This window comes from Amycolatopsis sp. N2S4-7 (assembly GCF_058119595.1).
In genome coordinates, this window is the sequence record NZ_CP172299.1 from 6,656,491 (window position 1) to 6,669,009 (window position 12,519).

The following is a 12,519-nucleotide window of genomic DNA, read 5'->3' on the forward strand; positions in this document are numbered from 1 at the left end:
CTTCCTGACGGTCTTCCGACGGGCACTTACTCGTTATTAACGCGCGAGTAACTTCGACCACACCCCCGTTGACCTGCGCAGAGTCGAATTTCTGCCGCAGGTGCCGTCACACGAGGCATGGTTACCGACACGATGGACGAGACCGAGTTCGCCGCACTGACCGAACAGCACCGGCGGGAGCTGCGGGTGCACTGCTACCGGTTCCTGGGCTCCCTCGACGAGGCCGAGGACCTGGTGCAGGAGACGTTCCTGCGTGCGTGGCGCCGTCGCGAGCAGTACGCCGGACGCGCGAGCGTGCGCGCCTGGCTGTACAAGATCGCCACCCACGCCTGCCTCGACCACCTCGACCGGGCCGTTCGGGAGGTCCCGGCGGTCGACCTGCCGGTCGCTTCCGGCTCGCACCTGGCGCCCCGCCCCGCGGCGGCGGTCCCGTGGCTGCAGCCGTGCCCGGACGACCTGCTCGACGCGGCCATCGCCCGGGAGACGGTCGAGCTGGCGTTTCTCGCGGCCGTCCAGTACCTCTCGCCCCGGCAGCGCGCCGTGCTGATCCTTCGCGACGTCGTCGGCTGGTCGGCGAAGGAGACTGCGAGCGCGTTGGACACAACCCCGGCTTCGGTGCACAGTTCGCTTCAACGCGCGCGGGCCGAGCTGAAGGCGCAGTTGCCTTCGCGGCGTACGGAGTGGCGCGTCGACTCGAGCGGTGAAGAGCGCGCAGTCGTTTCGCGCTACATCGAGGCGATCACGACGGCTGACGACGCGGCCATCGCGGCGGTGCTGAGCGACGACGTCCGCTGCAGCCACCAGCCGGGCGCCGGCGGGCACGACGGTCCGGAACCGACCTGGTACGGCGGTCTCACGACTGTCCTCGAAGGCTGGGCACCGGTGCTGCACGGTTCCGTGCCGATGGAGCTGCGGATGCTGCCGACCCGCGCGAACGGCCGGCCCGCCGTGGCGACGTACCTCCGCCACGACGGCCGGTTCCGCGCGTTCGGCTTCAACGTGCTGTCGATCGCCGGGGGAAAGGTGGCCGAGGTGACCACCTTCGTCCCGGCCGTCTTCGGGGTCTTCGGCCTGCCCGAGGTGCTGCCGGAGCCTTAGCGGATCGGCTCGGGGACGGTGTCGAGCTCGTGCACCATGCGCACGGCCAAGGCGAGTGCCTTGCTGTCGCCGAGCTTGGTGTCCTCCATGACGATCTTCTTCACGCGGTCGACGCGCAGCTCGTAGCGGGTGGGGGAAGGGGTCGGTGTGGTCATCGTTCTGTCCTCGTCTGCTTTTCGGTGGCTGCTGTGGTGAAACTCTTGTGGCCTCGGGGGCCTTCCGGGCTCTGGTGGTCCTGCACCGTGCCGCAGACGCAGCCACGGTCGGCCGCCTGGCCGGCCGTGGTGGCGGCGCAGTAGCGACGTGCGATGGCGTCGTGCGTGCCGAGCGGGTGCGGGCAGCTCGGGCACTGCGTGCCGGAGCGGGGCACGCCGGGGGCGTCGGACAGCGGGGCCGTCACGCCGTCACCTCCACCTTCGTTCGCAGGGGCGCACTCACCGAGTGGAGGTGCTGCAGCACGTACCCGTACGAGCGGGCCCAGCCGCACTCGGCGTAGGAAATCCCGTGCCGGGCGCAGAAGTCGCGGACGATCACCTGCGCGTGCTTGAGGTTCGGCCGGGCCATGCTCGGGAACAGGTGGTGCTCGATCTGGTAGTTCAGCCCGCCGAGGGCGAAGTCGGCGACCGGGCCGCCGCGGATGTTGCGGGAGGTCAGTACCTGCTTGCGCAGGAAGTCGAGCTTGTGCCCGGCCACGAGCATCTCCATGCCCTTGTGGTTGGGCGCGAACGAGCAGCCCATGTAGAGCCCCCACAGGAACTGGTGCACCAGGACGAAGATGATCCCGGTCAGCGGCGACAGCACGATGAACACCGCGGCGAGGTAGGCCACCAGGTGGGCGACCAGCAGCGCGGACTCCAGCTTGTGCTGGCGAACGTCCTTGCGCCACACGGCCTTCACGCTCGACACGTGCAGGTTGAGACCTTCGAGCAGCAGCAGCGGGAAGAACAGGAACGCCTGGTACTTCGCCACCCAGCGCAGGAATCCACGCTTGCGTGAGCTCTGCGCCTTGCTGAACGCGAGGGCGGCGATGTCGACGTCCGGGTCCTCGTCCTCGTTGTTGGGATTGGCGTGGTGGCGGGCGTGCGTGCCGATCCACCAGCCGTAGCTCAACCCGGTGAGTCCACCGTGGACGAGCCCGGTCGCGTCGTTGGCCTTGCGGCTGCTGAAGATTTGCTTGTGGCCGGCGTCGTGGCCGATGAAGGACAGCTGCGCGAACACCATCGCGAAGAACGCGGCGAGGAACAATTGCCACCACGAGTCGCCGAGGAAGACGAACGCGACCCAGCCCCCGCCGAAGGCGGCGAGGTTCAGCCCGATCCGCGCGGCGTAGTACCGCCGTCGGCGGCGCATGAGGCCGGCGGCCTTGATCAGCCGTGACAGCTCGGCGAAATCGCTGCCCGGCATCGCGGGAGTACCCGCGATTTGGGTGGAAGTCATCAACGCACCGCTCTGGGTAAGTCGTAAAGGCTTGTCCAGCAACGGTTTCCAGCCCTGACGGGGTCTGGGTCCGGTTCGGGAAAGGGCACTGGGGCCTGGTCGCGGTGGTACCGCGTCCTCTGTCCAGCCTCCCACCCCACCGCCCGATTGGCAATTCCGCCGGCGAGGGGGCAAAGGGTGTACAGTCGGCACCACAGGGATGATCGGCTCGAAGCCGGTACGATCCCGTCATCTACGGGCCGGGCCAACCCCCGACCGGGCAGGAGTCCAGTCCGAGCGCCCAATCGAACCGCAGCCAGGTCGGCCGATCGGCCGACGAGCAGCCGCCCGCAGTCGCGCAGAGTGACAGCCCGAGGCGCCCATGAAGGTTGTGTCGACGGTGCCGCTCCGACGGGGTTCCTGCTGCCCGGCGATCCGCCGGCGAGTTGCGGTTCCGCGTCACCGCGCCGCAGCTCGCCGACGGATCACCGTCAGGACAATCCCCAGGACGAGAGCAGCCCGAAGAGTCGTTCCCGTTCTGCGGCTGTCAGCAGCCGGCTCGGCGGCCGGACGTCGGGGCGGCACAAGCCCAGCTGACCGAGCGCGTCCTTGACGACGCTGACGTTGTTGGCGTTCCCGTTGGCCGCACGGAGTTCTTCGAACGGCCGGATCCGTTCCCAGACCGTCATCGCCGCCGGATAGTCCCCTGTGGACAGTGCGCGGAACATCTCCAGCGAGATCGCGGGATCGACGTTCACCAGCCCGGAGGTGAAACCCGTCGCGCCGACGGCGAAGTAGCCGGGCGCGGAGAGCTCCGCCAGCCCGGCGATCCACACGAACCGGCCGAACCCCGCGTCGCGCGCGACCGAGCCGAACCGCACCGGGTCCGGCACCGCGTACTTCACGCCGATGACGTTCGGCGCCGCCTCGCCCAGCGCGCGCAGCTGCTCGCCGGCGATCGCGGGGTTGCGGACGTAGAGCACGACACCGAGTTCCGGCACCGCTCCGGCGATCGCGGCGTGGTAGTCCACCCAGCCGTCACCGGAGATGTACGGGTGCACCGGCTGGTGGATCATGATCATGTCCGCCCCGGCGTCCCGCGCGTGCGTCGCGGCCCGCGTCGCCGACGCGACGTCGTGACCGATCCCGGCGAGCACGCTCGCCCGGCCGGCCACGGCCTCGACGGTGACTTCCAGGCACTGCCGGGCCTCGCTCGCGTCGAGCGCGTAGAACTCGCCGGTGTTCCCGTTCGGCGTCACGACCTCGATGCCCCCGGTGACCAGCCGGTCCACCAGTTTCGCGTAGGTCTGGCCGTCGACAGCGCCCTCGGCGTCGAACGGCGTCACGGGGATGGCCACCACCCCGGAAAGCCGCCGCTTCTGCTGCTCGAACGTCATCGGGCCCCCTTCTCTGCGGTGCGGTCGCGCTCGTGCTCGCCGGGGAGCTCGAACGCGACCCGGTCGATGAAATCGGTGATGTGCTTGCGCAGCAGGTGTTCGGTCTGCCGCGCGTTCCCGTTCTCGGCGGCGGTCAGGATGGCCCGGTGTTCGGCCGCTTCGCCCTGCCAGGTCGGGCTGATCCCCCAACCGGTGACGGTGATCAGTGCCGCCTGGTCGCGCAGCCCGTCCAGGACCTCGACCAGCAGCGGGTTGCCGCACCCGGCGTAGAGCGCGCGGTGGAACAGCCGGTTGGCCAGGCTGGCCTTCGCCCGGTCGGTGGCCGCCGCACCGGTCTCGACCCCGGCCAGCGCCTGCCGCGCCGCACTGAAGTCCGCCCCGCGCTCGACAGCGCGCCGGACGGCTTCGGGCTCGAGCAGCGCGCGAAGGTCGTACACCGCGTACGCGGTCTCGGCGTCCATGACGCGGACCGCCGCCCCCTTGTACGTGCTCATCGTGACCAAACCGGAACCGGCGAGGATCCGCAGTGCCTCGCGCACCGGCGTCTTCGACACCCCGAGCAGGGCGCCGACCTCGGCCTCGACGAGCGTTTCGCCCGGCCCGAACTCCCCGCTCAAGATCGCTTCCTTGATCGCGTCACGGACGAAATCCGTCCGCGAGACGGGCGGCGGCGGCCTCCTGGCCGAAGAAGTGCTCGCCACTGGCATGTCCGATCTGATATACGATGCGACATACAACATTATCACGGACCTAGGGAGCAGCCATGCAGCGTTGCACCGGCTTCCGATTCCGACGAGTGTTGCTGGCGGTGGGTCTCGTCGCCGGCCTGGCGGCCTGCGGCGCGCCGGGCGGTGACGGCGGCCAGGCGGCGGATCCCCAGGCCGTGCCGGACAAACCGAGCAAGCCGGTCGAGCTGAACATCCTCGACGTGGCGGGCAACCTGCAGCTCACCAAGCAGATGATCGAGAACTTCAAGGCCGCGCACCCGGACGTGCTCTCGAAGGTCACCTATTCGACGGCGCCCGCGCCGAGCATGGCGGGCAAGCTGAAGGCCGAGCAGGACGGTGGCGTCGCCCAGACGCACCTGGTCCTCAGCGGCACCGACGGCCTGTCCGCCGGCATCGCGAACGGCACCCTCGCCAAGGTCCTCCCGGACTTCTCCGGCCGGTTCCCGAACCTGATGCAGAACTACCTCGAGCCCGCGGCCAAGATGCAGGAGCTGGCCAACGGCTACGGCGTCGAGGTCGTCTACTACCCCTCGGGCCCGCTCCTGGAGTTCAACCCCGGCGCGGTGCCCGCCGCCCCGGCGTCCCCGCAGGAGCTCCTCGACTGGGCGAAGGCGCACCCGGAGAAGTTCCAGTACGCCCAGCCGTCGAACTCCGGCCCGGGCCGGACCTTCCTCATGGGCTTGCCGTACCTGCTCGGCGACAAGGACCCGAAGGACCCCGACAAGGGCTGGGACAAGACCTGGGCGTTCCTGCAGGAGCTGGGCAAGTACGTGAAGTACTACCCGTCGGGCACCACCGAGACGATGAAGAACCTCGCGTCCGGTTCGGTGGACATGGTCATGTCGACCACCGGCTGGGACATCAACCCGCGCAAGCTCGGCACCGTGCCCAACACGGTGAAGACCGCGATCATGCAGCCGATGCACTGGGTCACCGACGCCCAGTACGCCCTGATCCCCAAGGGCCTCTCGCCCGACCAGGAGTCGGCGATCCTGCAGCTGATCGCGTGGATGCTCAAGCCGGACCAGCAGGCCATCGCCTACGACGACGGCTACTTCTACCCCGGCCCCGCGGTCAAGGACGTCACGCTGCAGATGGCGCCGCAGAAGAGCCAGGACACGATCAAGCAGTTCGGGCGCCCGGAGTACGACCAGTGGATCGCGCAGTACCCCAAGGAGACGTCGCTGCCGGCCGAGCAGCAGGTCAAGGCGTTCGACAAGTGGAACCAGCTGGTCGGCGGCTCGAAGGTCGGCAAGAAGTGACGTTCGAGCAGCTGCGCCTGGACGGTGTCTCCCGCAGCTTCGGCGCCGCGAACGCCCTGAGCGGCCTCGACCTCGCCATCAAGCGCGGCGAGTTCGTGGCCCTGCTCGGCCCGTCCGGCTGCGGCAAGTCGACGGCGCTCAACTGCCTGGCCGGCCTGCTCCCGCTGACCGGCGGCAGCATCTGGCTGGACGACGCCCGCATCGACGGGCAGCCCCCGGAGCAACGCGGGTTCGGGATGGTCTTCCAGAACTACGCGCTGTTCCCGCACATGTCCGTCCGCGCCAACGTCGGCTTCGGCCTCAAGATGCGCAAGGTCGGCCGCGCGGATGCTCGGCGCCGGGTCGACGAGGCCCTCCGCCTGGTCCAGCTCACCGAGCACGCGGCGAAGTTCCCCGCGCAGCTGTCCGGTGGCCAGCAGCAGCGCGTCGCCATCGCCCGCGCGGTGGTGCTGGAGCCGCCGGTCGTCCTCATGGACGAGCCGCTGTCCAATTTGGACGCCAAGCTCCGGCTGGAGATGCGGATGGAGATCCGCCGCCTCCACCAGACGCTCGGGCTGACCACGGTGTACGTCACCCACGACCAGGAGGAAGCCCTGTCGCTGGCCGACGGCCTGGTGGTGCTGCGCGAGGGCGCCGTCCAGCAGATCGGCACGCCCGAGGAGGTTTACGCCCAGCCGGTGAACAGCTACGTCGCGTCGTTCATGGGCTACCGCAACCTCCTGGACCTGACGGTCACCGCCGCCACGGGCTCCTCGGCCACGGTCGAGGGCGCCGGCGTCCGGCTCACCGGCGCCAATCGCGCGTCCCTCACGGAGGGGCCCGCGAAGGTGGCGATCCGCCCGGAGGACTTCGTCCTCGGCGACGGCGCGGAGAACGCCCTCGACGTCACGGTCGAGATCGTCGAGTACCACGGCCGCGAGCTGTCGGTCTCGGCCCGGCTGCCGAGCGGGTTGCCGGTCTACTTCCGGACGGACAAGCGCCTCGCCCCCGGCGACACCGCGAAGATCGGTGTCCCGGCCGAGCGGGTCCTGGTGTTCGCGCCATGACCGCCGTCGCGACCGCGCGTCCCGCCCTGCGGCACCGCCTGGCCGAACGCGGCATCGATCGCACCCTGCTCCTGCTGGTGCCCGGTCTGCTGGTCACTGCCTGCCTGTTCCTGTACCCCTTCCTCTACGGCCTCCAGCTGTCGTTCGCCCCGCGCAAGGGCGGCGTCTTCGCCAACTACGCGCGCTTCTTCGGCGACCCGTACCTGCGCGACACCATCTGGACGACGCTCGGCATCGCGCTGCCCGCGACGTTCATCAACGTCCTCGCCAGCATCCCGATCGCCTACGTGATGCGCGGCCGCGTCCGCGGCAAGCGCCTCCTGACGACGATCCTGGTCGTCCCGATCACGCTCGGCACGGTGCTGACCGCGCAGGGCCTGATCATGTACGGCGGTCCGGCGGGCTGGCTGAACAAGGTGCTCACCGTCCTCGGCATCACCGACGAGCCGCTCCCGCTGATCCACAACTACACCGGCGTGCTGCTGTCGCTGGTGATCACCGGCTTCCCGTTCTCCTTCCTGCTGACGTTGTCCTACCTTTCGGGCATCGACCCCTCCCTGGAGAAGGCGGCCGCGACGCTCGGCGCCAACGGCGTCCAGCGCTTCCGCCGGATCACGCTGCCCCTATTGGCTCCCGGCCTGGCGATCACCTTCTGTCTGTCGTTCGTCATGGCGTTCTCGGTGTTCCCTTCGGCGCAGCTGGTCGGCGATCCCGCGAACGAGACCCGCGTCATCTCGATCGCCGCCTACCACGCCGCGTTCGAGGAGTACGACTACTCGATGGGCTCGGCCGTCGCGATGCTCATGGCGGTGGTCATGCTGATCGTGATCGGCCTGGTCATGGCGTGGCGCGGCACGCTGTACCGCGGAGCGACCGGAGGCAAGGGATGACCGGTTGGGTCGCGCGTCCCGGACGTTGGGTCGTCTGGGCCGTCGTCGTGTTCTTCTTCGTCAACCTCGCCGGCGTGGTGCTCTCGGTGGTCGTCGACTCGTTCGGCACGCAGTGGTTCGGCACCTGGCTCCCGGACGGCTTCACCACCCACTGGTACGCCGACGCCTGGCGGGAGTTCGGCCTGTCCGACGTCCTGCTCACCACGGCGATCGTCGCGCTGGTCGTGATCGCCGTGTCGGTGGCGGTCGGCGTCCCGGCCGCCTACGCCCTGGCCCGCCGGTCGTTCCCCGGCAAGCGCCTGGTGATGCTGCTGTTCGTGCTGCCGATCCTGATCCCTCCCATCACCTACGGCATCCCGCTGGCCACCGTGCTGTACAAGTTCCACCTGGCCGGCACGATCACCGGCGTCATCCTGGCGAACCTGGTGCCGTCGGTGCCGTTCGTCGTGCTGACGATGACGCCGTTCATCGAGCAGATCGACCCGAAGATCGAAGCCGCGGCCCGCATGTCCGGCGCGCGGACCGTTTCGGTCTTCACCCGGATCCTGGGCCCGCTGCTGCTGCCGGGGATCCTGGCCGCGTCGATCCTCGTGCTGGTCCGGACGGTCGGCATGTTCGAGCTGACGTTCCTCACCGCCGGCCCGGACTCGACGACCCTCGTCGTGGCGCTCTACAACTCCGTGTTCGCCGCGGGCATCCGGGCGAACCAGTCCGTCGACGCCATGGCGACCATCTACACGGCTTCCATGCTCGTACTCCTTATCGTCGCGTTGCGGTTCGTGAATCCGACCCAGCTGGTCACCCGGATCCGGGAGGAGACCTGAGGTCGTTCGCTCATGTGATCGACTTTACCGCGAATCGTCGAACGTGTGATCGACACGATGGGGTGAAACGAGGCTTGCGGCTCCCCCTGGGGGAGGTGCCAGGCTGACGTCATGCGGTATTCGATCGGCGAGCTGGCCCGGCGCACCGGACTGACGATCAAGGCCGTCCGCTTCTACTCCGACCGCGGCCTTCTGCTGCCGTCCGGGCGCAACACCGCAGGTCACCGCCGGTACGACGACGCCGCGCTCGCCCGGCTCGACCTCATCCGCACCCTCCGCGACCTGGGTCTCGACCTCGCCTCGATCCGCCGGATCTTCGACGGCGAGACCACCGTCGCCGACGTCGCGGCGAGGCACGCCGAGGCCCTGGGCGTGGAGATCCGCGTGCTGCGGCTGCGTCGCGCGGTGCTGACGGCCGTGGCCCGGCGCGGTTCGACCCCCGAGGAGACGAGTCTCATGCACCAACTGGCCAGACTGTCCGAAGTGGAACGCCGTCGCCTGGTCGAGGACTTCCTCGCCGACGCGCTCGGCGGCCGTCCCGAGCTCGACGGCGTCGCCCGCACGCTCACCCCCGAACTGCCCGAAAATCCCAGCCCAGCGCAGCTCGACGCCTGGATCGGCCTGGCCGAACTGACGCAGGACGCGGAGTTCCGCGCCGTCCTGCGCCGGCTCGTGGAGCGCCACGTAGCCGGCCTGCGCCGCGACTTGGCCGCCGAGGTGCGCGACGTCGTCACGCCGGCCCTCGAAGCCGGGGTCCCGCCGGACTCGCCGCAGGCCGCGGCGATCGTCGACGGTCTCGGGCGCGACCCCGCGGAACTGCGGGAATGGCTCGAGACCGTAAACGATCCCCGACGCGAGCGTTACCTGGAACTGCTCGCGGTGATCAACGGATGGGCGGCGCCGGAAAGCCTGACACCCGCGCTCGACTGGCTGACCGCGGCTACGGCTTCCTGACCTCCGCCCCGATCCGCGCCAGCACTTCGTCCGCGGGCGCGGCGTCGAGACGGCTTCCGTCGCGCAGCCGCACGGAGAGCTGCCCCGCGGCAGCCTCCTGCGGCCCGATCACGGCTTGGTACGGGACCAGCCGTCCCTCCCGGATCCGCGCGCCGAGGCTGCCCTGCGAGGCGATCTCCGCCCGCAGGTCCGCGCACCGGTCCAGGACTTCCCGTGCGTAAGGCAGTTCCGCCTCGGACACCGGCAGCAGGCGCAGCTGGACCGGGGCGAGCCAGGCCGGGAACGCGCCGCCGTGGACCTCGATCAGCTGCGCCACCGCGCGCTCCACGCTGCCGATGATGCTGCGGTGCACCATGACCGGCCGGTGTTTCGCCGAGTCCGCCCCGACGTATTCGAGACCGAACTGCCCGGGCTGGTGGAAATCGACCTGGACGGTGGACAGGGTCGATTCGCGACCCGCGCCGTCGGCGATCTGGACGTCGATCTTGGGGCCGTAGAAGGCCGCTTCGCCCTCTACGGCGTCGTACGCGAGCCCGCTGCGGTCGAGGACCGAACGCAGGATGTCCGCGGCGCTGTCCCACATCCCGGCGTCCCCGACGTACTTGCCCCCGCCGCCGGCGAGCGAAAGCCGGTACCGCGCCGGGCGGATGCCGAGCGCGTCGTAGGCCCGCCGGATCAGGGCCAGCGCGGCCGCGGCTTCGTCTTCGACCTGGTCGAGGGTGCAGAAGACGTGCGCGTCGTTGAGCTGGATCGCGCGCACGCGGCTCAGCCCGCCGAGCACGCCGGACAGTTCGGCGCGGTACATCCCGCCGAGCTCGGCGATCCGCAGGGGCAGCTCGCGGTAGCTGCGGCCGCGGGAACGGTAGATCAGGGCGTGGTGCGGGCACAGGCTCGGGCGCAGCACGAGCTGCTCGCCACCGACGTCCATGGGCGGGTACATGTCGTCGCGGTAGTGCGACCAGTGCCCGGAGATCTCGTACAGCTCACGTTTGCCGAGCACCGGCGAATGGACGTGCCGGTACCCCGCGCGCCGTTCGAGGTCGCGGACGTACTCCTCCAGGCTGTGGCGGATGATCGCGCCGTCGGGCAGCCAGTAGGGCAGGCCCGCGCCGATCAGCGGGTCGGTGTCGAACAGGCCGAGCTCACGGCCGAGCTTGCGGTGATCGTGCATTGTGGACTCCTCGTGAACGGCGAGGCGGGTGACCACAAGACGAAGCCCGGGGCAACCGCCCCGGGCTTGAGACATCGTTCAGCGCGCCGGGACACTTTCCGGCGTCGTCGTCAGTGCGCGCTTCATGGCACCGACGGTAGCAGCGAGCGCCACTTCTTATTCCGTCACCAGCTGGAACGTGTCGAACCGCGGCTTGCCTGCCGGCCTCAGCACGAGGACGTTCACGCCTGCCGGGGTGTGCCGGGTCTCGACGTGCTCGAACGCCTTCGGCACCACGCCGTCCGGGAACAGGCGACGACCCTTGCCCAGCACCACCGGGTACTGCCACAGCCGGTACTCGTCGACCAGGTCGTGGGCGATCAACGTCTGCAGCAGGGCGCCGCTCCCGTGGACCTGGACTTCGCGGCCCGGGCGTGCCTTCAGCTCGCGCACGAAGCCGACGACGTCGCTCACGACGGAGGTGTTCGACCAGGCGGGGTCGGAAAGGGTTCGCGACGCCACGTACTTCGGCAGGTCGTTGAGCCTGGACGCCACCGGGTCGCCGGGGTCGGTGACCTTCGGCCAGTGCGCGGCGAAGATGTCGTACGTTCGCCGTCCGAGCAGGAACGCGCCGGCCTGGGAAATCCACTCCGTGACGAGCCCGGCCATGCCCTCTTCGTAGAACGGCTTCACCCAGCCGCCGAGGTCGAAGCCGCCGGTGGTGTCCTCCTCGACGCCTCCGGGGCCCTGGTAGACGCCGTCCAGGGTCAGGAACGTCGTGGCGATCAGCTTGCTCATCGTGTCTCCTCGGGTCGGGATCTACCCACCCGTCGCGCGAGGAGACGCTGAATCGACAACTCAGCCCAGGAAAAGCTCCAGTTGTTCGACGACGAAAGCGTGGTCCTCGGCCTGCGGCAGCCCGGACACGCCGACCGTGCCGACCGGCCCGACCCCGCGGACCAGCACCGGGAACACGCCGCCGTGGGCGGCGTACTCGTCCTGGTCGAGGCGGGAGTGCTCCTCGAACGAGCCGCCCTTGGCGCGGAACTGCGTGCCGACCAGGAAGGAGCTGTGGCCGTAGCGGTCGACGACGCGGCTCTTGCGGTCGATCCAGGCGTCGTTGTCCGCCGACGTGCCGGGCAGGGCCGCGTGGAAGAGCCGCTGGCCGTTGCGGCGGACGGAGATCGTCACCGGCAGCCCGCGCTCCCGCGCGGCGGCCAGCAGCTGCTGGCCGAGGGCGAGCGCGGTCTCGTTGTCGAACTTCGTGAACTGGAGGCGTTCCTCCTGCTCGGCGAGCTGGGCGAGGCGGTCGGCTTCGGTCATGCGCCCATTAAATCAACACTGTTGTTTAATTACCAGTGAACTCGGTCAGTGACAGCACGTTGCCGTCCGGATCGGGGAACCACGCGATCCGCGCGCCCGGCGTCGTCCAGATTTTGTCGGTGTCCTGTGGCAGCGTGTCGTACGTGAGGAACTCCACGCCACGGCCACGCAGCTCGGTCACCGCCACCCGGATGTCGGCGACTTCCCAGCCGAGCACCGTGAACGGCTGCGGCGTGAACCCGGCCACGGCGGTGACGCGCAGCATGGTCGCGCCACTGCGGAACACACACGCGAAGGGGGTCTGCTCGATGAACTCGAGCCCGGCGACATCCGTGTAGAAGACGCGCGAGCGTTCCAGATCGGTCGACGGTGCGAAGGCGACCAGTTCCGCTGAGCCGAGCATGGCACCACCTCTCCCTGCGGGGAAGGTA

15 protein-coding genes are annotated in these 12,519 nt (G+C 69.6%); 6 read left to right on the forward strand and 9 right to left on the reverse strand.

Annotation, left to right across the window (positions count from 1 at the left end):
- Positions 1-117 precede the first annotated feature (117 nt).
- Positions 118-1,098 carry an RNA polymerase subunit sigma-70 gene (locus ACH54P_RS31475; RefSeq protein ID WP_489906949.1) on the forward strand — a complete coding sequence of 327 codons (981 nt, stop codon included), beginning with the start codon at positions 118-120 and terminating at the stop codon, positions 1,096-1,098.
- On the opposite strand, the gene ACH54P_RS31480 is transcribed toward ACH54P_RS31475, so the two are convergent.
- The 5 genes from ACH54P_RS31480 to ACH54P_RS31500 all read right to left on the reverse strand — a co-directional run bounded on the left by ACH54P_RS31480 (position 1,095) and on the right by ACH54P_RS31500 (position 4,612).
- A complete protein-coding gene (locus ACH54P_RS31480) occupies positions 1,095-1,253 on the reverse strand; it encodes a DUF6307 family protein (RefSeq protein ID WP_489906950.1) in 159 nt (52 codons plus the stop codon). The two genes, ACH54P_RS31475 and ACH54P_RS31480, sit on opposite strands and share 4 nt — an antisense overlap.
- Entirely contained in the window at positions 1,250-1,585 is a 336-nt protein-coding gene (locus ACH54P_RS31485) for an RGCVC family protein (RefSeq protein WP_489906951.1), read from the reverse strand. The genes ACH54P_RS31480 and ACH54P_RS31485 overlap by 4 nt, the downstream gene beginning before the upstream one ends.
- A complete protein-coding gene (locus ACH54P_RS31490; protein WP_489906952.1) occupies positions 1,495-2,535 on the reverse strand; it encodes a fatty acid desaturase family protein in 1,041 nt (346 codons plus the stop codon). Before ACH54P_RS31490 ends, ACH54P_RS31485 begins: the two co-directional genes overlap by 91 nt.
- A 470-nt stretch (positions 2,536-3,005) precedes the next feature.
- The gene (locus tag ACH54P_RS31495) at positions 3,006-3,911 is read right to left on the reverse strand and encodes a dihydrodipicolinate synthase family protein (RefSeq protein ID WP_489906953.1); all 906 of its coding nucleotides are present in this window, start codon (positions 3,909-3,911) and stop codon (positions 3,006-3,008) included.
- Positions 3,908-4,612, reverse strand: coding sequence for a GntR family transcriptional regulator (locus tag ACH54P_RS31500; protein ID WP_489916740.1), 705 nt, complete (start codon positions 4,610-4,612; stop codon positions 3,908-3,910). The genes ACH54P_RS31495 and ACH54P_RS31500 overlap by 4 nt, the downstream gene beginning before the upstream one ends.
- 95 nt (positions 4,613-4,707) lie before the next feature.
- Here ACH54P_RS31500 and ACH54P_RS31505 point away from each other — a divergent pair, with 95 nt between their 5' ends.
- The 5 genes from ACH54P_RS31505 (at position 4,708) to ACH54P_RS31525 (ending at position 9,615) form a co-directional block, all read left to right on the forward strand.
- Positions 4,708-5,901, forward strand: coding sequence for an extracellular solute-binding protein (locus ACH54P_RS31505; protein WP_489906954.1), 1,194 nt, complete (start codon positions 4,708-4,710; stop codon positions 5,899-5,901).
- A complete protein-coding gene (locus ACH54P_RS31510) occupies positions 5,898-6,947 on the forward strand; it encodes an ABC transporter ATP-binding protein (protein ID WP_489906955.1) in 1,050 nt (349 codons plus the stop codon). The genes ACH54P_RS31505 and ACH54P_RS31510 overlap by 4 nt, the downstream gene beginning before the upstream one ends.
- Positions 6,944-7,837, forward strand: coding sequence for an ABC transporter permease (locus tag ACH54P_RS31515; RefSeq protein WP_489906956.1), 894 nt, complete (start codon positions 6,944-6,946; stop codon positions 7,835-7,837). The genes ACH54P_RS31510 and ACH54P_RS31515 overlap by 4 nt, the downstream gene beginning before the upstream one ends.
- Positions 7,834-8,661 (forward strand): ABC transporter permease, encoded by an 828-nt coding sequence (locus ACH54P_RS31520; RefSeq protein WP_489906957.1) that lies wholly within the window; start codon positions 7,834-7,836, stop codon positions 8,659-8,661. Before ACH54P_RS31515 ends, ACH54P_RS31520 begins: the two co-directional genes overlap by 4 nt.
- Before the next feature lie 111 nt (positions 8,662-8,772).
- Positions 8,773-9,615 (forward strand): MerR family transcriptional regulator, encoded by an 843-nt coding sequence (locus ACH54P_RS31525; protein WP_489906958.1) that lies wholly within the window; start codon positions 8,773-8,775, stop codon positions 9,613-9,615.
- Here ACH54P_RS31525 and thrS read toward each other — a convergent pair.
- The 4 genes from thrS to ACH54P_RS31545 form a co-directional block, all read right to left on the reverse strand.
- Entirely contained in the window at positions 9,602-10,861 is a 1,260-nt protein-coding gene (thrS, locus tag ACH54P_RS31530; protein WP_489906959.1) for a threonine--tRNA ligase, read from the reverse strand. The two genes, ACH54P_RS31525 and thrS, sit on opposite strands and share 14 nt — an antisense overlap.
- Positions 10,862-10,942: 81 nt before the next feature.
- A complete protein-coding gene (locus ACH54P_RS31535; RefSeq protein WP_489906960.1) occupies positions 10,943-11,563 on the reverse strand; it encodes a dihydrofolate reductase family protein in 621 nt (206 codons plus the stop codon).
- A gap of 60 nt (positions 11,564-11,623) precedes the next feature.
- Complete coding sequence (locus ACH54P_RS31540; protein ID WP_489906961.1) at positions 11,624-12,088, reverse strand: heme-degrading domain-containing protein; 465 nt, start codon at positions 12,086-12,088, stop codon at positions 11,624-11,626.
- Between the two features lie 25 nt (positions 12,089-12,113).
- On the reverse strand, positions 12,114-12,491 hold the full coding sequence (locus ACH54P_RS31545) for a VOC family protein (RefSeq protein WP_489906962.1): 378 nt from the start codon (positions 12,489-12,491) through the stop codon (positions 12,114-12,116).
- Between the last annotated feature and the right edge of the window lie 28 nt (positions 12,492-12,519).